The organism is Streptomyces sp. CB02056, from assembly GCF_001905545.1.
Lineage (GTDB): Bacteria > Actinomycetota > Actinomycetes > Streptomycetales > Streptomycetaceae > Kitasatospora.
In genome coordinates this window covers 43,625-63,977 of the sequence record NZ_LIPD01000012.1, presented here as the reverse complement: position 1 = coordinate 63,977, position 20,353 = coordinate 43,625, and the positions used below count along the sequence as shown (strand labels likewise).

General features: G+C 74.8%; 19 protein-coding genes. 12 read left to right on the top strand and 7 right to left on the bottom strand.

The features are described 5' to 3' along the window. Positions 1–74: 74 nt before the first annotated feature. A complete protein-coding gene (locus AMK13_RS29475; RefSeq protein ID WP_074004821.1) occupies positions 75–1,409 on the bottom strand; it encodes an NAD(P)/FAD-dependent oxidoreductase in 1,335 nt (444 codons plus the stop codon). Positions 1,410–1,882: 473 nt separating this feature from the next. Here AMK13_RS29475 and AMK13_RS29470 point away from each other — a divergent pair, with 473 nt between their 5' ends. The 4 genes from AMK13_RS29470 to AMK13_RS43750 all read left to right on the top strand — a co-directional run bounded on the left by AMK13_RS29470 (position 1,883) and on the right by AMK13_RS43750 (position 6,537). Continuing rightward, on the top strand, positions 1,883–3,046 hold the full coding sequence (locus AMK13_RS29470) for a magnesium and cobalt transport protein CorA (protein WP_049654602.1): 1,164 nt from the start codon (positions 1,883–1,885) through the stop codon (positions 3,044–3,046). A gap of 471 nt (positions 3,047–3,517) precedes the next feature. Continuing rightward, on the top strand, positions 3,518–4,339 hold the full coding sequence (locus AMK13_RS29465; protein WP_074004970.1) for an SDR family NAD(P)-dependent oxidoreductase: 822 nt from the start codon (positions 3,518–3,520) through the stop codon (positions 4,337–4,339). A 336-nt stretch (positions 4,340–4,675) separates the two neighbouring features. Beyond that, complete coding sequence (locus AMK13_RS29460) at positions 4,676–6,241, top strand: hypothetical protein (protein ID WP_143204658.1); 1,566 nt, start codon at positions 4,676–4,678, stop codon at positions 6,239–6,241. Between the two features lie 134 nt (positions 6,242–6,375). Then, the gene (locus AMK13_RS43750; protein ID WP_158077757.1) at positions 6,376–6,537 is read left to right on the top strand and encodes a hypothetical protein; all 162 of its coding nucleotides are present in this window, start codon (positions 6,376–6,378) and stop codon (positions 6,535–6,537) included. Positions 6,538–6,555: 18 nt separating this feature from the next. On the opposite strand, the gene AMK13_RS29455 is transcribed toward AMK13_RS43750, so the two are convergent. Beyond that, complete coding sequence (locus AMK13_RS29455; protein WP_074004819.1) at positions 6,556–6,912, bottom strand: hypothetical protein; 357 nt, start codon at positions 6,910–6,912, stop codon at positions 6,556–6,558. A gap of 123 nt (positions 6,913–7,035) precedes the next feature. Between AMK13_RS29455 and AMK13_RS29450 the strand changes: the two genes are divergently transcribed. From AMK13_RS29450 to AMK13_RS29435, 4 genes are all read left to right on the top strand, one after another. Next, entirely contained in the window at positions 7,036–7,632 is a 597-nt protein-coding gene (locus AMK13_RS29450; protein WP_049654612.1) for a helix-turn-helix domain-containing protein, read from the top strand. Positions 7,633–7,694: 62 nt separating this feature from the next. Next, entirely contained in the window at positions 7,695–8,708 is a 1,014-nt protein-coding gene (gene lepB, locus AMK13_RS29445; RefSeq protein ID WP_079272591.1) for a signal peptidase I, read from the top strand. Between the two features lie 222 nt (positions 8,709–8,930). Next, positions 8,931–9,152 (top strand): hypothetical protein, encoded by a 222-nt coding sequence (locus AMK13_RS29440; protein WP_074004817.1) that lies wholly within the window; start codon positions 8,931–8,933, stop codon positions 9,150–9,152. A 95-nt stretch (positions 9,153–9,247) separates the two neighbouring features. Beyond that, entirely contained in the window at positions 9,248–9,907 is a 660-nt protein-coding gene (locus AMK13_RS29435) for a double zinc ribbon domain-containing protein (protein WP_049654596.1), read from the top strand. A 96-nt stretch (positions 9,908–10,003) separates the two neighbouring features. Here AMK13_RS29435 and AMK13_RS29430 read toward each other — a convergent pair whose 3' ends face one another. Continuing rightward, complete coding sequence (locus tag AMK13_RS29430) at positions 10,004–11,689, bottom strand: LCP family protein (RefSeq protein ID WP_380786551.1); 1,686 nt, start codon at positions 11,687–11,689, stop codon at positions 10,004–10,006. Between the two features lie 248 nt (positions 11,690–11,937). On the opposite strand from AMK13_RS29430, the gene AMK13_RS42320 reads away from it, so the two are divergent. Next, positions 11,938–12,321 (top strand): hypothetical protein, encoded by a 384-nt coding sequence (locus AMK13_RS42320; protein ID WP_107418885.1) that lies wholly within the window; start codon positions 11,938–11,940, stop codon positions 12,319–12,321. A gap of 264 nt (positions 12,322–12,585) precedes the next feature. Next, positions 12,586–13,794, top strand: a complete 1,209-nt coding sequence (locus tag AMK13_RS29420; RefSeq protein ID WP_074004815.1) for a trans-sulfuration enzyme family protein — start codon at positions 12,586–12,588, stop codon at positions 13,792–13,794. Positions 13,795–13,883: 89 nt separating this feature from the next. On the opposite strand, the gene AMK13_RS29415 is transcribed toward AMK13_RS29420, so the two are convergent. Continuing rightward, a complete protein-coding gene (locus tag AMK13_RS29415; RefSeq protein WP_079272590.1) occupies positions 13,884–15,656 on the bottom strand; it encodes a SpoIIE family protein phosphatase in 1,773 nt (590 codons plus the stop codon). Positions 15,657–16,005: 349 nt separating this feature from the next. Between AMK13_RS29415 and AMK13_RS29410 the strand changes: the two genes are divergently transcribed. Both AMK13_RS29410 and AMK13_RS29405 read left to right on the top strand, forming a co-directional pair. Beyond that, positions 16,006–17,229: an ROK family transcriptional regulator gene (locus AMK13_RS29410; protein ID WP_074004814.1), complete on the top strand. Its 1,224-nt coding sequence runs from the start codon at positions 16,006–16,008 to the stop codon at positions 17,227–17,229. 214 nt (positions 17,230–17,443) lie between these two features. Further along, positions 17,444–17,986, top strand: a complete 543-nt coding sequence (locus AMK13_RS29405) for a hypothetical protein (RefSeq protein WP_143204657.1) — start codon at positions 17,444–17,446, stop codon at positions 17,984–17,986. 35 nt (positions 17,987–18,021) lie between these two features. Here AMK13_RS29405 and AMK13_RS29400 read toward each other — a convergent pair whose 3' ends face one another. The 3 genes from AMK13_RS29400 to AMK13_RS29390 all read right to left on the bottom strand — a co-directional run bounded on the left by AMK13_RS29400 (position 18,022) and on the right by AMK13_RS29390 (position 20,325). Then, positions 18,022–18,681, bottom strand: a complete 660-nt coding sequence (locus tag AMK13_RS29400) for a transcriptional regulator (protein WP_198959462.1) — start codon at positions 18,679–18,681, stop codon at positions 18,022–18,024. A 162-nt stretch (positions 18,682–18,843) separates the two neighbouring features. Further along, positions 18,844–19,239 carry a hypothetical protein gene (locus AMK13_RS43745; protein ID WP_049658815.1) on the bottom strand — a complete coding sequence of 132 codons (396 nt, stop codon included), beginning with the start codon at positions 19,237–19,239 and terminating at the stop codon, positions 18,844–18,846. A 180-nt stretch (positions 19,240–19,419) separates the two neighbouring features. Then, the gene (locus AMK13_RS29390; protein ID WP_074004812.1) at positions 19,420–20,325 is read right to left on the bottom strand and encodes a ketopantoate reductase family protein; all 906 of its coding nucleotides are present in this window, start codon (positions 20,323–20,325) and stop codon (positions 19,420–19,422) included. Between the last annotated feature and the right edge of the window lie 28 nt (positions 20,326–20,353).

The following is a 20,353-nucleotide window of genomic DNA, read 5'->3' as shown; positions in this document are numbered from 1 at the left end:
GCTCCGGAGCGCCGCGCCGGCGCCGCGCCCCCCAAGCCCGGAGCGCCGCGCCGGCCCCTCGTTCCCGTGCCCCCTCAGGCCCGCAGGACCGCCGCGAGCACCGACGGCCGGAACAGCAGCGACGGCGGCGCCACCAGCGACATCACCTCGTGGAACGCCGCGGTGACCGCCGGGTCCCGGGTGCTGGCGGCCAGCACCTTGTCGAAGAACCGGTGCTGGAGCCCGACCAGGGCCCCGGAGGGCGCGCCGGCGGTGGCGCGGAAGCGGGCGTCCTCGGCGCAGGAGATCATCCACGGCACCGCGGAGGCCGCGGCGACGGCGCGCCGCGCGGCCCGGGCCGCGGCGTGCCCGATGCCGCCGTGCCGCTTCGCGGAGCGGCGCAGCTCCCGGGCGCAGAACAGGGCGACGGTGACGCCCTGGCCGTACACCGGGTTGAAGGTGCTCGCGGCGTCGCCGACCACCACCAGCCCGTCCGGGCCGCCGCGCTCGTAGTGCCGGCGCACGCCCGGGCCGGGGAGGAACCCCCGGACCTCGCCCGCCGGTTCGGCGCCCTGCAGCACCTCGTGCAGGAGGGGGTCGCGCAGCTGTCCCAGGTGCTCGGTGAACCCCTCCGGGCCGGCCGCCGGTTCGGCGCCGCGCATCCCGGCGAGGCTGACGATCCAGCGGTCGCCCTCGACCGGCAGCAGGACGCCCATCCGCTGCGCGTCCGGGGCCTTGGTCTGGAGGTAGACCGCCTGGTCGCCGAGGTCGGACCCGGCCGGGCGGTGGAAGATCCGGGAGGCGTACGCGACGCCCGCGTCCACCCGCTCCTCGGGCACCGGCGGGCAGCCCAGTTCGGCCAGCCACTTCGGCACCGAGGTCGAGCGCCCGGCCGCGTCCACCACCAACTCGGCCGGTATCTCCCGGACCTCGCCGCGCTCCGGGCCGCGCTCGCGGACCTTCACCCCGGTCACCGCCGTCGCCGAGCCGAGCAGCCCGACCACGTCCGTCCCCTCCAGGAACTCGATCGCGGGGTGGGCGCGGACCCGGTCCAGCACGAACGCGTCGAGCAGCGGCCGGGTGCAGGAGAGGAAGGCCATCTGCGCCGGGTACTCGGCCAGCCACCCCGCGGAGCACAGCCACCTGACGTCCGAGGCGGCCACCCGCTGCGCGCCCGCGTCCATCAGCTGCTGCTTGATGCCGGGCATCATCTCGTCCAGCAGCTGGTGCCCGGCCTCCAGCACCAGGTGGGCGTGCCGGCCCTGCGGCACCCCGGCCCGGAACTCCGTCCCCGCCGGGTACCGGTCGCGCTCCACCACGACGATCCGCTCGGCGATCCCGCGCAGCGCCCAGGCGGCCGCCAGCCCCGCGAGTCCGCCGCCGACCACCACCGCAGTACCCCGCCCCGGGGCCTTCTTCGAAGAAGTCATGACACGTAGCGTAGTGGCGTGGTCGCCGATTCGTGACGGCTTCGCTGTGGACGAACAACCCTGCCCGGCGGGGCCGTTGAGAGGGAGCGGGGCCGGCGCCGGGCGCTCCGTGGAACACCGGTGCGGGCGGTGGACGCGTGCCCGGCCCGGGGCCCTGGTCGGAGGCCGGGGCGTACGGGTACTAGACTCGGCGGGGTTGTGCTGGCGCCCCTCCCGGTGCGTGAGCGCGCGGAGCCGAGGAGGTGAGAGCCGTGGAGTGCAGTAGTACGGGTCGAAGTCGGCCCCGCCCCCGGTTGTCCCGCACCACTCGCAGCCCCCGGCACACCTCCTCCCGTACGGCTCCCGCGCGGCACTGACCTCGTCCTCCCGGCGAGGCGCCGCCGGTCGCGCCGTGCGCGTGGCGGCCGGCCGGGCGCCTCCGGTCCGCCGTGTTCCCGTACGGCGGCCGGGCATCCCCCGTGGAGGTCTCCGCCATGTCCGACTGGCGTGTGCGCGCCGTGCGCGCGAGCAAGCGTCCGTTCTCCCGTTCCGTCGTCCGGCCCTCGGACACCCAGCCGGCGCCCGAGCACTCGATGGACCCGCGCCCCGACCAGCCCGTCGAACCGGTGACGCTGGAGCGTTCCGTCGTGGACGCGGCGGTCTACCGCGACGGCCGCCGGATAGACGCGCCCACCGACCTCGCCGACATCTACCGCACGCTGCCCGACCGGCCCGGCACGATGGCCTGGATCGGCCTGTTCCGCCCCGCCGAGGCGCAGCTGCTGGAGGCCGCCGACCGGTTCGACCTGCACGAGCTGGCCGTCGAGGACGCCATCGTCGCCCACCAGCGGCCGAAGCTGGAGCGCTACGGCGACACCCTGTTCGTCGTGCTGCGCGCCGCCCGCTACCTGGACGAGGCGGAGGAGGTCGACTTCGGCGAGATCCACCTCTTCGTCGGTCCCGACTTCGTGCTCACCGTCCGGCACTCCCAGGCCCCGGACCTGTCGGCGGTGCGCCGCCGCCTGGAGGACGACCCGGAGCTGCTGGCGCTCGGCCCCGAGGCGGTGCTGTACGCGGTGCTGGACGCCGTGGTGGACGGTTACGCGCCGGTGATCGCCGGCCTCCAGCACGACATCGACGAGATCGAGACCGAGGTGTTCGGGGGCGACCCGCAGGTCTCCCGCCGCATCTACGAGCTGTCCCGCGAGGTGATCGAGTTCCAGCGGGCCACCCGCCCGCTGCTGGAGATCATGAAGAGCCTGGAGGCGGGCTTCGGCAAGTACGGCACCGACGAGGAGCTCCAGCGCTACCTGCGCGACGTCGCCGACCACGCCACCTACGCCGCCGAGCGGGTGGACGGCTTCCGGCAGATGCTCCAGAACATCCTGACCGTCAACGCGACGCTGGTCTCGCAGCGGCAGAACGAGGAGATGAAGCAGCTCGCCGAGGCGGGGCACGTGCAGAACGACGAGATCAAGAAGATCTCCTCCTGGGCGGCCATCCTCTTCGCGCCGACCCTGATCGGCACGGTGTACGGGATGAACTTCGAGACGATGCCGGAGCTCCAGTGGGCCTTCGGCTACCCGTTCGCGATCGGGTTGATGGCACTGGTGTGCACCGGGCTGTACCTGGTGTTCAAGAAGCGGAACTGGCTGTAGGCCGGAGCTCCGGGCGCCCCGGGCCCCAGGGGCGGTGACCGCGCGGCGGGGCCGCGTCAGGGATTCGTCAGGGCGTCGGCGCGGCGCTTGCCCGGGTGGGGGAGCGTCGGTTGGATGAGGAGCATGAACCGCCCGGTACGCCATCACGACCGTCCGCCGCATAGGCGGCCGACGGTCCGCGCTGCCGTGGCCGTCATCGCCGTGCGCTGATCCGCGCCTCCCCGCCGGAGGGCACGGTGCGCGCCGTACCCCGTCCCGGCGCCGTCGCGGCGCGGGCGGGGGCGGGGGCGGGCGCGCGCGGGCCTCGTCCGGGGGCCGTCGCGATCCGTAGAAGGCGCTCGGCGTTCCTCTTCTCCTCATTCCATCGGGCCAGTTGAGCCCGCACCCCCGGTCCGGTCAGGGCCGGCGGTGCCACGCACCCTGGGAACGGTCATGTCCGACTCCGTCCTGTCCATCTCCGCCGTGTCCGCAATGTCCGGCACCGTGCTGTCCGGCCACACCGCCCTGGTCACCGGGGCCTCCTCCGGGATCGGCTGGGAGACCGCCCGGCTGCTCGCCGGGCTGGGCGCCACCGTGCTGGTGCACGCCAGGACCGCCGCCGAGGCCGAGGCGGCCGTCGAGCGCCTGGTCGCCGCGGGCGCCCGGCGGGACCAACTCGTCGAACTGGCAGCCGACTTCACCCACCTCGCGGAGATCGCCGCGCTGGCCGGCACGGTCGTCAAGCACTACCCGGCGCTGGACCTGCTGGTGAACAACGCCGCGGCGATGGCACCCGAGCGCTGCACCCTCACCGAGGACGGCAACGAGGTCTCGCTCCAGGTCAACTTCCTGGCCGCGCACCTGCTGGCGCGGCTGCTGCGGGCGCCGCTCTCGGCGGCCGGCGACGCCCGGATCGTCAACGTCTCCTCCTCGCTGCACCGCACCGCCTCGATGAACTGGGCGGACCCGCACCGGACGAAGAGGTACTCGCGGGTCGCCGTGTACGCCCAGTCGCAGCTCGCGCTCACCATGGCGACCGCCGAGATGGCACCGGCCGGCTCCGGCATCACGGCCGTCAGCCTCAACCCGGGCCAGTGCGCCACCGCGCTGCTGCCGCTGTACGGGCGCACGGGCGCGCCGGCCGCGGAGGGGGCGGCGGCCGTGGTCCGGCTCTGCCTGCCGGGCGTGGCGGTCGCCAACGGCGCCTACTACGACGGCGGTTCGGTCGCGCAGACGGCGCTGGTCGCCCAGGAGGAGCGTTCGTTGAAGCGGCTGGCGAGGCTTGCCGACCAGCTGGTCGGCCGGGCGGCCTGAACCGGGCCGACCCGACGTCCACGAGGAGGACCGCCGTGTCCGAGCGCGCCCGTAAGAAGAGGGCCCGTCGGAAGGAGGGCGCGAATCGCGGCGGCAGGGCCGGCCAGGGCTGAGCCGCCCGGCCCTCGCCGGAGGGTGACGGCTGCCGGGCACCGGGAGGGCGCGCCAAGAGCGCGTCAAGAACGGTGCCCGGCGGCGTCAAGGAGGTGTCAGGGAGCACCTCGTCGCCGGTGACGCGGCACTAGCGTCGCGCGGCGGAAGTGGAGAAACGGTTCTGTGCTTTGGTTCCGGCCGGGGCGTCGGCAGACCGTGCGACGGGGGAAGGGACGGGTGGTCATGACGACCTCCATGGAGCACCGGGCGAGCGCCCCGCGGGAGGACGACCCTGCCGGGGAGGGCCGCGCCGGGGAAGGCCGGGGCCGGGAGGAACGGGCCGAGGAGGGCCGAGCCGGGAAGGCGCCGGGTGCCCCGACCCGCCTGGGCCGGGCCGTCCGCAGGACGGGCAGCCGGTCCTACTGGACCACCCCGCGCCTGGTCCGCGGCCTCACCGCACTGAGCCTGGCCGCCCTGCTCGCCCTCGGCGCCACCGCCACCGCCGTGCTCGGCGGAGCCCGCGACGGCACCGACACCATCGGCCACCGGGCCGCCCCGCAGGCCACCCGCGCCGCCGACCTCTACTTCGCGCTCAGCGACATGGACGCCCAGGCCGCCAACCTGCTGCTGGTCGGCGCCGACCCCGACTACACCGCGCTGCGCCGGCAGACCCTGGACGCCTACGAGCAGCGCCGCGCCCAGGCCGACGACGACCTCCAGCAGGCTGCCCAGGCCGCCGCCGACGATCCGGCCGGGCAGCGCGCCGTCCAGCTGGTGCTCGGCCGACTGGGCGGCTACGAGGCCCTGGTGGCCCAGGCCCGGCTGCTGGAGGAGCAGGCCAAGGCACCGGCCGGACAACCCTCCCCGGCCGCCCTGGACACCTACCGGCAGGCCACCGACCTGCTGCGCCAACAGCTGCTGCCCGCCGCCGACCAGGTCACCGCCGCCAACGAGGCCACCGTCGAGCAGGTGTACTCCGGGCAGCGCCGGGCGCTCGGCGGCGGCTGGTGGTGGCTGCTCGCCGTCGGCCTGCTCGCGCTGGCCGCGCTGCTGGGCCTCCAGCGCGCCCTCGCCGTGCGCTACCGGCGGGTCCTCAGCCCGGCGTTGGCCGCCGTCACCGTGCTGACCGGCGTGGCGCTGGTGACCGCGCTCGCCCTGGCGGGCCGTGCGGACGACCGCCTGGTGACGGCCAAGAGCAACGCCTACGACTCGGTGATCGCGCTCAGCCGGGCCCGCGCCGTGGCGTACGACATGAACGCCGACGAGAGCCGCTACCTCACCGACCCGAGCCGCGCCGCCGCCTACGAGCAGGGCTTCCTCGACAAGGCGCAGGCGATCGTCCGCCTCGACGGGGCGGCACTGTCGGACTACGGCGCCCGGCTGGCCGACGCCGCCGCCCGGCACCGCGCGGACCGTACGGCGGTCCCCTTCGGCGGCTACCTGGGGAGCGAGCTGCACAACATCACCTTCGCGGGCGAGCAGGACGCCGCTGAGCGGGTGCTGGACGCCTTCCAGCAGTACCAGCGGACCGACCGCGGGATCCGCGAGCTGCGCGACGCCGGGAGGCTGAAGGAGGCGGTCACGCTCAACACCGGGCTGTCGAAGGGCCAGTCCGACTACGACTTCGGGCAGTTGGGCACCGCGATCGGGGACACCATCGCGATCAACGCGGGTGCGATGGACCGGGCGGTCGCCGCGACCGACGACGACCTCGACGGCACCACGGCGGTGCTGGCCGGCGGGGCGCTGCTGCTGGCGCTCGGCCTCACCGCGTTCGGGGTGCGGGCCAGGCTGCGCGAGTACCGGTAGCGGGCCGCGCTTCCCACCCCCCGTTGCTCACCGTTGCTCACCGCTCGGTGACAACTCGGCCTCGGTCCAAGGACGTTCGGTGCCGCCATGGGGCCGGCGGGGGAGTCTCCCCGGCGACGGGGGAGGAGGCCCGGATGCGGGCGATCGCGGGGATGATGACGGCGGCCGTGGCGGCCGGGCTGCTGTTGGGCGGGGCGGTGGGCCTGGTGCTGTTCGTCGTCACGGACTGGTCCGAGCCGATCGTGCGGTCGCTGTACGAGCAGGGGCCGTTCTTCTGGTTCCTCGGCACGCCGTAGCTGTTCGGACCCGTGGGGCTAGCCGGGCAGCAGCCGCTGGTACTCGGCCTCCGGGTCCAGTTGGCGCCGGTACTCGACGTGCAGCCGGACGGTGCCGTCCGCTCCGGCCAGGCGGTCGAGCGGGCCCTGCCAGGCCGGCAGCGGGCGGGGCTGCGGCCACTGCTGGGCGAGGACGGCCAGCGGGGCGCCGTCGGCGGCGTGCACCACCCAGGTGGCGAGGCCGCCGCCGATCAGCGGGAGCCGGGGCCGGGGGAGCCCGAGGGTGGTGAGCGCCGCCGGGGCGTCCAGGCCGTCGGGGAGCGTGACGGTCCCGGCGTGCGGGGCGTCGGCGTCGTCGCCGGCCGCGACGCTGTCCCGGGTGAGGTGGATGCGCATGACGCGAGGATAGGCGTCGGGGCCGTGGACGCGCCCGGGGGCGTGACCCGCAGGGGTGGCGGAGGGGTCCTCACCCGTGTGCCGGATTGACAAGGGTCCTTGCCGTACCGGCAAATGGCAGGCATGGCCGACGAAGAGTTCGAGAACGTCCTCACCACGGTGGGCCCGCGGCTGCGGGCGCTGCGCAGGGAGCGCGGCACCACGCTCGCCAAACTGGCGGCCGCCACCGGCATTTCGCTCAGCACGCTGTCCCGGCTGGAGTCCGGGCAGCGCAAGCCGACGCTGGAGCTGCTGCTGCCGCTGGCCCGGGAGTACCGGGTGCCGCTGGACGAACTGGTCGGCGCCCCGGCCACCGGAGACCCGCGGATCCACCCGCGCCCGGTGACCAGGAACGGCCAGACCATCGTCCCGCTCACCCGCCACCTGGGAGGCCTGCACGCCTACAAGCACATCGTGCCGCCCGGCCGGAACGCCGGGCCGGACCTGGAGCTGAAGGTCCACGAGGGGTACGAGTGGCTGTACGTGCTGTCCGGACGGCTGCGGCTGGTGCTCGGCACCCACGACCTGGTGCTGGCGGCCGGTGAGGCCGCCGAGTTCGACACCCGCACCCCGCACGCCTTCGGCAACGCGGGCCCGCAGCCGGTGGAGTTCCTCAGCCTGTTCGGTCCGCAGGGCGAGCGCATCCACGTCAGGGCGCGCCCGGGAACCTCTGTTCGGTAGGTTCGTTCCTGACAGGGGGTCTTCCTACCGGCTCCCGCCAGGCCGTCGGAGGGGCCGAGGAAATGACTGTGCAGCAGAGCGCGGAGTCCGGCGAGAGCGGTGGAGCCGCGGAGCGCGAGGGGGCCGGGGACGGCCGGGCGGGGGCGGAGGCGGGTACGGGCACCGCGGTGGCGGAGGGGGCGGACGCGGTGAACGCGGGCGCCGACGCTCCCGGGAAGGCCGACGAGGAGGCCGAGCGCCCCCGGAAGAAGCGCCCGTTCTGGCAGGAGCTGCCGATCCTGCTGGTGATCGCGCTGCTGCTCTCGCTCGGCATCAAGACCTTCTTCGTGCAGGCCTTCTCCATCCCCTCCGGCTCGATGGAGCAGACCCTCGCGATCGGCGACCGGGTGCTGGTCGACAAGTTCACCCCGTGGTTCGGCGCCAAGCCCGAGCGCGGCGAGGTGGTGGTGTTCCGCGATCCGGGCGGCTGGCTGGAGGGCACGCCGGCGAGCTCCGGCGACTCCGTCATGGGCAGTGTCCAGAAGGTGCTCAGCACCGTCGGCCTGATGCCCTCGGCGGACGAGAAGGACCTGATCAAGCGGGTGATCGCGGTCGGTGGGGACACCGTCGACTGCGAGGCGGGCGCGCCGCTGAAGGTGAACGGCGTCGCGCTGGACGAGCCGTACCTGTTCCCCGGTGCGACGCCCTGCGACAACGACCCGGTGGGCACCGTCACCGTGCCCAAGGGCAAGCTCTGGGTGATGGGCGACCACCGCAACAACTCGCGGGACTCCCGCTGGCACCACAACGAGACCGGCGACGGCTTCGTGCCGGTGGACAACGTGGTCGGCCGGGCCTTCGTGGTCGCCTGGCCGCTGTCCGACTGGTCCACCCTGCCGGTCCCGGACACCTTCGACAAGGTGCCGGCCGGGGCGGCGGGCGCGGCCGGCGCGCCGTTCGAGGCGCCGCCGGCGCCGGAGGCCGCCGCGCTGGCCGGGATCGTGCCGCTGGCCCTGTGGCAGCGGCGGCGGTCGGCGCGCAGGTCGTCGGCGCGCACGCCGTCGGTGCAGGAGCCCTCGATGCGGAAGGACCGCTGAGGCCGGCTCGCCCCGGTACCCCGACCCGGCCGGTCCTCCGGCCGGGTCGATCGTCTTCGACGGAACTCCTCCCGCTGACCTCTACACGCCTGTAGAGTTCAGGAGGTGAGCTGCACCCCGGCCGTCGGCCGCCCCCGAGCGGGGCGTCCGGCGGCCGGGTCCGGGTCGGGAGACGGAGCCGTGATGGAGAGTCAGTGCAGTCCCGTGGGCGCCGGAGGTCCGGTGGGAACGGAACCGGCGGACCGGGACGTCCAGTGGGTCTACCAGCCGGTCGAGGTGGACCTCGGGGGCGGCGCCTGGGCGCTCGGCCGGATCAGCGGGTGGTGGCAGGACGCGGCCGGGCAGCGCTGGTGCCGGCTGCGGATCGGCCGTAGCGGGCAGCCCGCGCGCTGGCAGCCGTTCGATCCGGCACGGGTGCTGCTGCTGCCGGTCACCGGGCTCTGATCGGGGACGGTCGAACGTTGTTGGCGGAACCGTTCGATGGGCCCTATCGTCCCTGGGAGCGACCGCTGACAGGCCATTGAGCGACCGGGGACGACGTGAGTTCGGAGATCTACTTCAGCAGCAACTACCGCGACATGTGCGAGCAGCACGGCACCGGCGCGGGCTTCCAGTTCGAGTTCTACTGCTATCGCTGCTCGGACACCTGGCGTTCGACGTTCGAACCGTTCCGGACCGGCCAGATGGCCGGCTGGATAGGCAAGGGCGTCAGTGCGGCCTGGAACCTGATCGGCGGCAACGCCAACACCATCAGCAACGCCGCCGACGGGCTGGCCGGGCAGACCTGGGGCACCTCGCGGGACGCCGCGTTCCAGCGGGCCATCACCAACGCCCAGTCCCACTTCAACCGTTGCGCCCGGTGCACCCAATACACCTGCGGGCGCTGCTTCGACCCGGCCCAGGGCCTGTGCCACAACTGCGCCCCGGACACCGCGGCCGAGGCGGTGGCGGCGCAGCACCGCGGTCTCAACGACGCGGTCACCGAGCGCGCGTTCAAGGCCGGGCAGCAGTCCGGGGCCGGGTACGACGTCAGCACGCCGCGGCAGCTGGTCTGCCCGCAGTGCCACACCGAGACCCACGGCACGCCGTTCTGCCCGGGCTGCGGCTTCCGGCTGGCACAGCCCGTCCAGTGCACGGGCTGCCGCCAGGACGTCCCGGACGGCGCCGCGTTCTGTCCGTCCTGCGGGACGAGGCGCTGACACCCCTCGGACGTACCTCGGCGGGGCGCTCCCGGGGCGATGATCCGGGGGCGCCCCGCCGTCGTACGGGGGGACCGCTGTGCGAGGGGGCCGGACTCAGCCGTACGAGAGGTTGCTGCAGGGGTCGTCGTCGGCCGAGCGGGCGGCGCCGCTGATGCTGGTGGGCAGCGGGGCTGGTGCGGTGGCGGCGCCGCCGGGGGCCGGCGCGGCGGGGCCCGCCGGGTTGGCGGCGGCGAAGTCGTGGCCGAGGACGACGCTGACGCCCCGGCCGCCGGGCTGCACGGTCGCACCGGGGAAGAGCTTGGCGACCGACTCGGCGGCGGTGCGCTCGCCGGTGCCGTACTCGACGACGGTGGTGCTGCGCGGCTTGCCGACCGCGTTGCCGACGCCGGTGACGGTGTAGCCGGCGCCCTTGACGGTCTCCGCGGCCCGGCCGCCGAGCCCGGTCTCGCCGGTGCTGTTGAGCACGGAGACCTTCACCTCGGCGGCCTTGGCGTCCGGGGCGGCCGTCGGGGCCGGAGCGGCCGCGGGGGTGGTGACGGGATCCGCGGCGGGGGAGGCGGAGCCGGCTTCGGCCGGGGCGCTCGCGTCCTGGCCGTCGATGGTGCGGTCGGCCTTGAGCGCGGCCCAGAGCTGGTCCACGTCCGGGTGGACCAGGGCGACCCGCGGGCCCTCGTAACGCCACGGCACGGTCAGGAACTTGATGTCGTGCAGGTCCACGTCCTTGAGTTCCATGGCGAAGGAGAGCAGCTTGGCGGCGGAGCCGAGGCCGGGGTCGACGGTCAGCGACTTCGTGGCCGCGTCGGCGAGCGGCAGCAGCGTGGTCGGGTCCATGCCGTGGGACTTCACCTCCTTGATGAGGGAGGAGAGGAAGGCCTGCTGGCGCTTGGTGCGGCCGATGTCGGAGCCGTCGCCGATGCCGTGCCGCACCCGGACGTAGTCCAGCGCGCTCTGGCCCTCGACCTTCTGCTTGCCCTTGGCGAAGAGCAGCTTCCCCTTGCGGCCGAGGTTGGGGTTGAGGTCCCCCTCGTGGATGTCGTTCGGCAGGCAGACCTCGACGCCGCCGACCGCCTTGGTCATCGACGCGAAGCCGTTGAAGTCCACCACGATGGTGTGGTCGACGCGCAGGTTGGTGAGCTTCTCGACGGCGTTCTGGGTGCAGGCCGGGTTGCCCTGGTCGCTGTCGCCGACCGAGAAGGCGCTGTTGAACATCACATTGGTCTGTTCCTTGGTCCACTTGCCGTTGGGGAGCTTGCACGGCGGGATGGTGACCAGGGAGTCGCGGGGGATGGAGATGCCGACGGCGTGCTTGTGGTCGGCGTAGACGTGCAGCAGGATCGCGGTGTCCGAGCGGGCGCCGCCGTCCCCGCCGCCGCCCAGGTCGCTGTTGCCGTTGCCGCGGCTGTCCGAGCCGATCATCAGCACGTTGACCGGGGTGCGGCCCTGGGAGTCCGGGGCCGCGGCCTCCGGGCGGTCCTTGCTGAGGGCGTCGCCGTCGAAGGTGCTGATGTTGCTGTTGAGTCGGTAGTAGAGGGCGGCGCCGCCGAGGACGGCGAGGGCGGTGCAGCCGGCGGTCGCCCAGAGCACCTTCTCCTTGGTGCCGCGCTTGGGCTTCTTCTTCGCCCGGCCCGCCGCACGGCCCTCCGCCGGGCCCTCCGCTATGTCCGAGCTGTCCGGGTTCTGGCCGGTTCCGGTCCGGTCGGCCCTCCGGCCGGTGCTCCGGCGCCCGCCCGCCCGGTGCGGCGAATTCTCGGCTCCGGGGGAACCCTTGCGGCCAGACACGTCGTCATCCTCCACAGTTGCCACGCGCCCCCCGTCGAAGCGGCGGGTTCGCGTGGCCGGGGGCCGGAGCCGATCCGGGCAGGGCCCGTCGCTAAACTTTTACACCGCTGTAGAACTTCAGTGGAGCATACTAGGCGCGGATGGGAAAACCAGCTGGTCAGACCATGAGAAATTGGTCAGATCGGCGGGGTCCGCGCTGCTCCGGAACCGCTTTGAGGAGCACGATGACTAATCGGATCATACGTTCGATGGCTGGCGCCCTGGTGGCCCTGCTGGCCGCCACCGGCCTCACCGCCGTGGCATCGGGCGCGGCGGCGGTGGCCGCACCCCGAACCGTCGCGGCCGCCGCCGCGAACCCGGGGGCGGCCGTGGGGGCCTCCACCGCGGACGCCGGTACGGAGGTCCGCACCGGGGCGAGCGCCGCCTCCGGTGCCTCCGTCACCACGGTCGCCTCCGGTGCCTCCACCGCCGAGGCCGCGCACCTCGCCAAGGAGGAGAAGAAGAAGTCGGGCTTCTTCGCCAAGCTGGGCAAGTTCCTGCTGGTCGTGGTGATCCTGATCATCCTGTTCGTGGTGCTGCTGATCGTCGGGATCGTCTACGCGGCCAAGCGGATCTTCAGCCGCCGCAAGTAGCCGCAAGTAGCCGCGAGTAGCCGCGAGTAGCCGCGAGTAGCCGCGAGGCGTCGGGAGCCTCTCGCCGCCGCCGGGAGCCACCCGCCGTGGTCGGGAGCCACCCGCCGTGGTCGGGAGCCACCCGTCGTAGAGGGGAACCACCCGCCGCCGCGACCCGGGCGTCGCCACCGCCTTCGGGCGGTGGGCCGGAACGACCGCCCGGGCAGGCCACTCGACGGCGATTGGCCATGGCCCGGGCGCCGGGACCGCCCGAGGATGAACGCCATGAGCGACCACCACTCCCACGAGGCCCCCGACGAGCTGCGCCCCGAGAGCCGGGTCGTCCACCCGCCGCTCACCGAGGTCACCGGCAGCCGTCCGCTGGGCGTCCCGCTGCACCAGAGCCACCTGTTCGCCTTCGACACCGGCGACGCGCTCGCCGGAGCCCATGGGGGACCGGACGGCGCCTTCTTCTACAACCGCTTCGGCAACCCCACCGTCCGCTCGCTGGAGCAGGCCGTCGCCGGACTCGAGGGCGGCACCGGAGCCCTCGCCACCGCCTCCGGCATGGGGGCGATCAACACCGCGCTGCTCGCCCTGCTGCGTGCCGGCGACCACGTGATCGCCCAGCGCAGCCTGTACGGCGGCACCGTCGGCGCGCTGACCGACCTCACCGAGCGCTGGGGCGTCGAGGTCGGTTACGTGAACGGCGACGACCCGGCCGGAGTGGCGGCCGCACTGCGCCCCACCACCCGGGTGCTGTTCCTGGAGACCGTCTCCAACCCCACCACCCGGGTCACCGACCTGCCCGGGCTGATCGCCGTCGCCAAGCGGGCCGGGGTGGTGAGCGTGGTGGACAACACCTTCGCGACCCCGCTGCTGTGCCGCCCGATCGAGCACGGCGCGGACATCGTGATCCACTCCGTGACCAAGTACCTCGGCGGACACTCGGACGTCCTCGGCGGGATCGCCGTCTTCGCCGACCCGGCGCTGCACCACCAGGTCTGGCGGCGCTCGCTCGAACTCGGCGCCTCCGCCGACCCGTTCGCCGCCTGGCTGACCCTGCGGGGGATGCAGACCCTCGCCCTGCGGGTCCGCCGCCAGTGCGAGACCGCGCTCGACCTGGCCGGCCGGCTCGCCGCCCACCCCGCGGTCACCGCCGTCCACTACCCGGGCCTGCCCACCCACCCCGACCACGACCTCGCCCGCCGCCTGCTGCCCGACGGCCACGGCGGAGTCCTGGCCTTCGACCTGGCCGGCGGCCGGGAAGCGGCCGCGACCTTCACCGAGTCCGTCCGGCTCGCCTCACTGGCCCCGTCGCTGGGCGACGTGCACACCCTGGTGCTGCACCCCGCCAGCACCTCCCACCGGCAGCTGTCGGACGAGGAGTTGGCGGCGGCGGGCATCGGCCCGGGGACGGTGCGGGTGTCGGTGGGCATCGAGCACCCCGAGGACATCTGGGCGGACGTCCGGCGGGCGCTGGCGAAGGTGTGAGCGGAGGTGCGGGGGCGGGGGGAGGTGCGGGCCGAGGGGCCGTCAGGGCCGGGCGGCTGTCGCGGTGAGGACCGGCGCGCGACGGCCCGTCAGCGCTGCCGGGGGCGGGCCACCAGCAGGGCGATGTCGTCCTCGGCGGCGGCCGGGGGCGGGGCGAGGGAGTGGAGGACGGCGTCGAGCAGCTCGTCGAGGTTCCCGGTGGCGGGCAGGCGCAGGGCCGCGAGCCGCTCCAGGGAGGCGTCGATGTCCTCGTCCCGGCGCTCGACCAGGCCGTCGGTGTAGAGCAGCAGGGTCTGGCCCGGCAGGAGCGGGTGGGCGGTCTGCTCGTAGCCGCCGAGGCCGGTGCCGAGCGGCGGCCCGGTGGGGACGCGCAGCAGCTCGGTCGGACGGCCTGGGGCGATCAGGGCGGGCGGCAGGTGGCCCGCGCTGGAGAGCGTCCAGCGGCCCCGGCCCGGGTCGGCGAGGGCCAGCAGGCAGGTCGCCGGGCGGGCGGAGTCGTCGGCGGAGATGACGTTGTCGAGCTGGCGCAGGATCCGGTGCGGGGGCAGGTCCATCCCGGCGAGGTCGCGCAGCGCGGAGCGGTAGTGGCTCATGTCGACGGCGGCCTCGACGCCGTGCCCCATGACGTCGCCCATCGCCAGCAGGGTGCGCCCGAACGGCAGGCGGACCGTCTCGAACCAGTCGCCGCCGACCACCGAGGAGCTCCCGGACGGAAGGTACCGGGAGGCGAGGGAGAGGTTCTGGTGGGGGTTGCCGGGCTCGCTCAGCAGCGCCCGCTGGAGCTCCAGGGCGATGCCCTGGGACCGGGCGAAGCTGCGGGCGTTGTCGAGGGCGGTGGCGGCGCGGGCGGCGAGATTGCCGAGCAGGGCGGCCTCGTCGGGGGTGAAGGCCGGGCCGGCGGCGGTGCGGCCGAGGGTGAGCAGTCCGATCAGGCGGCCCCGGGCGGCCAGCGGGAGGACCAGCAGTGAGGTGGTCCCGGCCGGGCAGGAGTCCTCGGGCCCGGGCTCGGTGAGCACGGCGACGCCGCCCGCCAGGCTGCGCGCGGCGGCCGAGCCCTCCCGGTGGCGGATCGATTCGCCGGGCCGGGGCAGCTCGGCGAGGGCGTCGGCCAGTGCGGGTACGGCCCGGGCGCCGACGCGGTGCAGCCGCTGGGACGCGCCGTGGCCGACCCGGGCCGGCTCGACCGCGGGCGGCAGCACGTCCACGGTGGCGAGATCGGCGAGCCGGGGGACGGCGAAGGCGGCGAGCTCGGTGCCGGTGGTGCCGACGTCGAGGGTGGTGCCGATCCGTTCGGTGGCGGCGTCCAGCAGGGCGAGCCGGGCCCGGGCCCGCTCCAGCTCGCGCAGCTGCTCGCGGGCCGGGTCGGGGTCGTCCAGCACGACGACGATCACGCCGGTGGTCCGCCCGGAGTGCCGCAGGGCCCGGTAGCGCACCCGCAGGCCGGGCGGTACGGGGGCGCCCGCGCCGTCCGGCCCGCCGGTGGCGTGCTCGCGGGCGAGCCCGTCGGCGAGGACCCGGCGCAGGATGCCGAGGGCCCCGGCGAAGGCGGTGGCCCCGGCGGCGCGGCCGAGCAGGTCGGCGCGGCGCAGCCCGGTGGCGGTGGTGAAGGCCGCGTTCAGGTACTGCCAGCGCAGCCGCTCGTCGAGCAGCGCGACGCCGACCGGGGCGGCGGCGAGGACCTCGCGGAGCCGCTCCGGATCGTCGCCCGGGCCCTCGCCGCCGGCGCTGCCACCGCCGGCGCTGTCACCACTGGTGAAGGCGCCAAGCCGTGCGGCGAGGGCCGCCGCGGTCGCCGCCAGGGACCGGGAGTCCGGTGACGCGGGCCGCGGCCCCTCTGTTCGGTTGCCGTGCCGGAAGTGCATACGCCCATGATCACGCGCCCGGGCGCGGCACGCCCACAAGTGGGTGAAACGTTGACCGGTCGGAGACGGTGCTGTAACGGGGTGCGGCCGGCTCCGCACGGAGCCGGCGGCGAGGCCGCGGGGGAGTGGGGAGGTGGTGGGGAGGCGTGGGTGGGACCGGGGGATACGGCAGGCGAACACCGGATGATCACCGGTCATACTTGGGCGGCGGCGCCCGCCCCGGACGCCGCGGCCCGGGCCGGGCCCACCCGGCCGTACCGGCCCGGACGTACCGACTCGGCCGCACCGGCCCGGACGTACGACCCGGCCGTACCGACCCGCGCCCGAAGATCCAGACCGGAGGAACCCGATGAGCCCCCACCAGCCGACCAGTCGCCCGGCGGCCGGGGCCCCCGGGGTGCCGTGGAACCGGCAGCGGCTGCGCAGCAACAACGAGTGGCTGCTGCTGGAGCTGCTGCGCACCGGCGGCGGCTCCACGCGCGCCCAGCTGGCCCGGGACACCGGTCTGTCCAAGCCGACCGTCTCGGCCGCGCTGGCCGAGCTGGAGCGGGCCGGACTGGTCCGGGAGGCCGGGCGGCTGGCCCCCGAGCGCGGCCGCACCGCTGTGCTGTACGAGGTCGACCCGACGGCCGGGCACGTGCTCGGCGTGGACATCGGCCGGGCCCGGCTGCGGGTGGCGGTGGCGGACCTGGCCGGGACGGTGGTCGCCCGCCGGGACGTGGCCAACCGGGGCCGCTCGGCGAACGCCGTCGCCGACGCCGTGGTCGCCGCCGCGCACGAGGCGATCGCCGAGGCGGGCCTGGCGGCCGGGGACATCGTGCACGCCGTGATCGGCACCCCGGGGGTGTGGGACGAGCAGCGGCGCGGGGTGCGCTACGCCAACAGCCTGCCGGGCTGGGACAGGCCGGGACTGTTCGACCGGATAGGCGAGGGCCTGGGGACGGCCGTCTCGGTGGCCAACGACGCCAACCTGGCGGCGCTCGGCGAGTACACCCTGGGCGCCGGGCGGGGCAGCCGGATGTTCGCCTACCTGCTGGTCGGCACCGGGCTCGGGCTGGGCGTGGTGAAGGACGGCGAACTGCTGCTCGGCGCACACGGCGGGCTGGGCGAGATCGGCCTGGTGCCGCTGTCCGGGCGGCCCGGCGAGCCGCCCGCGACCATCGAGCAGGACGCCGCCGCGGACGCCGTGGTGCGCGCCGCCCGGGACTTCGGGCTGGACGGGGAGTCCGCGGCGCGGCAGCTGACGGCGAAGCAGGTCTTCGAGCGGGCCCGGGCCGGGGAGCCCGCGGCGGTCCGGGCGGTGGAGCGGGAGGCCGAGCGGCTCGCCTACGCGGTGGCCGTGCTCTCGGCCGTCCTGGACCCGGACCTGGTGGTGCTGGGCGGCGGGATCGGCAGCAGCGCGGACCTGCTCCTGGAGCCGCTGGAGCAGGCCCTGCACGGGCTCGCCCCGATGCGGCCGACGCTCGCGCCGAGCCTCCTGGGGGAGGAGGCGGTGCTCCTCGGCGCGGTCTCCACGGCGTTGGAGACCGCCCGCCCCGCGGTGTTCGAGCGCCGGACGGCGGGGCTGCGGTGACGGCGGGGCCGCGCTGACGGCCGGTCTGGTCGGACGGTCGAACAGGGCGGGACGGGTCGGCGGGCGGTGGGCGGCCGGGGTTCGGGCGGGGTGGCGACGGTCGGTGACCGGAAGGTCTCGATCTGCCAACGAGTGGGGATTCGGTGGACGGTCCGTGTGCGATTCCTGCTTCAATCGCACGACTCATCCAAACGGAACGGAGCGTTCTCCTCCCATGCCTTCACGGATACCCGGTCGCCGTCGGGCCGGCCTGGCCGGATTCGCCGGACTCGTGCTCACCGTCGGCCTGGCGCTGACGGGTTGCGACCCGTCGGCGGCCGACGGCGGTGCCACGGCCTCGGCCACGCCGACCGCCGCCGCCACCACCCCCGCGGCGACCACCCCGCCGGCGACGCCCGCCGCGACGGTCCTGCCGGCGGCCCCGGTCAGCACTCCGCCGGCCCAGCCGGCGCCCGCGGCACCGGTGGCCACGCCCCCGCCCGCGGCCCCTCCGGGCCAGCCCAGCGCCCCCGCGCAGCCGCCCGCCACCAAGGCGCCGCAGCCGAAGGTGACCACGGCCCAGCCGCCGAACGACCCGGAGCCCCCCGCGGCGGCGGCCGGTGCCGGCGCCGGATGCGAGATCCGCTCGAACGCGGGCAACTGCTACGAGGCGGGCCAGTTCTGCCGCAACGCGGACCTGGGCAAGAGCACCCACGAGGCCGGCGGCCGGGTGATCTACTGCCGGATGGTCAGCGGGAAGCCGCACTGGCAGGCCTGAGGCCTCCCGATGCTTGAGGGCGGGACGGTTCGCCCTCAGGCGTCGATGACGCCCAGGGTGTCCCAGAACAGGTGCTCGTAGGCCTGGAGCAGCAGCCCGTACTCGTGTGCGGTGGCCAGGGTCGGCTCGTCCAGCCGGTCCGAGCCCAGGGCGTCGGCGGCCTGCTGCTCCAGCTCGGGCGCGGGCTGGGCGAAGAAGTCGAAGAACGCGCAGGACTCGTCGGAGAAGCCGTACTGGCGGCGCAGCGCCTGCGCGATCGTGGCGCAGTAGCCGCCCCAGGCGGCGAAGTTGGCGACGAGCGCGGCGGCCGCGGCGGCGGGCTCGCCGTTCAGGGCGAGCCAGGCGAGGTAGTGCGGGTAGGCCTGGCACCCGGGCAGCGGCGGGCGGGCCTCCAGCGCGCCGTGGTCGAGTCCGACGGCGGCACCGAGCGCGGGCAGGGTACGCAGCGCGGCGCTCTCGCCCTCGGCCAGGGTGGCGAACCAGGCGCTGACCGGCCGGTCCGCGGTGCGGCCGGCGAGCAGCAGCAGGCTGCGGCGGTCGGAGCGGATGATCCGGTGCTGTTGGGCGGCGAGTTCGGCCAGTGCCGAGCGCGGCGCGGTGCCGTCGGCGAGCGCGGTGACCAGCGCGGGGGCGGTGTCGCCGGGTGCCAATTCGGCCCGCAGGTGCTGGATCTGGTCGAGGATCGGGTGGTTCACCGGTGCCTCCGGGGTGCGGTTCGGTCCGGTGCCATTCCTACCGCCTGGCGGTGCCGGTGCGGCGGCGACAGGCCGGGGCCCGAGGCGGGGACCGGCTCCCGGCCGGGGCGGCGCCGGGCCGGGAGCTGGTGGCGTGGGGAGACGGGGGGTGCCCCCCGTGCGTCAGGAGTCGGCGCAGGCCTTCCCGATCTCGCCGGCAGCGTCGGTGATCGGTTTGAAGTCGGGCTGCTTGCCCTTGGAGACCCGGTCGATGGCGTCGTTGACGGCCTTGGAGAGCCGGTCGGCGGCCGCGTCGATCTTGTCCCCGTTGCCCTCGCGGATCTTCTTGGTGTCGTCGGCGACCTTCCGCAAGGCCTCGACGGTGTGGTTGCGGCGGCTCTCGTCGGTGATCTGCCCGACGTTGATCGCCGAATCCGCGAGGTCCTGGACGTCGCCGGTGAGGCTGATCGCCCGCTTTCCACAGTCCAGGGCCTGGTCGGCGTCGCACGCGGTGAACAACGGGGCCGCGAGCAGCAGTGCGAGCGTGGTGGCGGCCAGACGGTACGGCTTCCTTGTCATGTCTCTATCCCTCCCGCCCCTATCAACGCCGGTCCGCCGTGCGGAGGTTCCGGAAGACTGCGTGAACCGTTGGGAAAGTCTTTGCTTCCAGCGGAATGTGATGTTCCGTCAATTTTGTGCGGGAAGGATCCGGGCGTTCACCCCGCGGTGCCGTCCGCGGGGTGAACGCCCGGGCAGGCGCTACCGGTTGGCGGATTCGGTCAGGTCGTGCACCAGGCGGGCGATGGTCGGCACCGCCACCGCGTGCGCGTCGGCCGCCCGCAGCACGGCGCCGCCGATGGCGTCCAACTCGGTCGGCCGTCCGGCCTCCACGTCGCGCTGCATCGAGGACCTCATCGTCCCGGGGATGCGGTCGAAGGAGGCGAGCAGCGTCTGCGCGTCCGCCGGCGCGCCGACCGCCCGGGTGACGGCGGTGATCTCGTCCAGCACGGCGAGGAGTTCGGCCCGGTGCTCGGTGCGTACGGTGCCGATCCCGCTCGCGTGGCGGGTGGTCAGCAGGGCGAACGGGGCGAGGAAGGAGAGCTTGCTCCACAGCATCGCCGTCTCGTCCTCGCGCAGTGCGACGTCCAGACCGGTGTGCCGCAGCTGCTCGGCGAACTCGGCCACGGGGGAATCGGGTTCGGCGTCCGCGCCCAGCTCGATGGCGGCGAACGGGCTGGTGTGCTCGATCCGCCCGGGCGCCGTCCGGGCGGCCTCGACCCGGATCGTGCCGGCCACCACCCGTGCGGCCGGGTAGCGCTCGCGCAGCACGGCCATGTGGTCCAGACCGTTGAGCAGCGGCACCACGATCCCGGTGCCGAGCACCTCCGCGGGCAACCGGTCCAGCGCGGCGGCCAGCGCCGTCTCCTTGACCGTCACGAAGACGGCGTCGACCGGCTCGCGCAGCTCGGTCGCCGCCTCCACCCGGGCGGTGAACTCGCCGAACTCGGCGCTGCGGACCCGCAGTCCGTCCCGCGCGATCGCGGCCGCGGTCGCCTCGCCGGCCAGGCAGACGACCCGGTGGCCGTCGCGGGCGAGCAGCCCGCCGATCAGTCCGCCGACGCCTCCGGGGCCGAGGACGGCGACGGTCAGGGGGGTGGTGGTCATGGTGACTCCTGTGGGTGGGTGGGTGGGT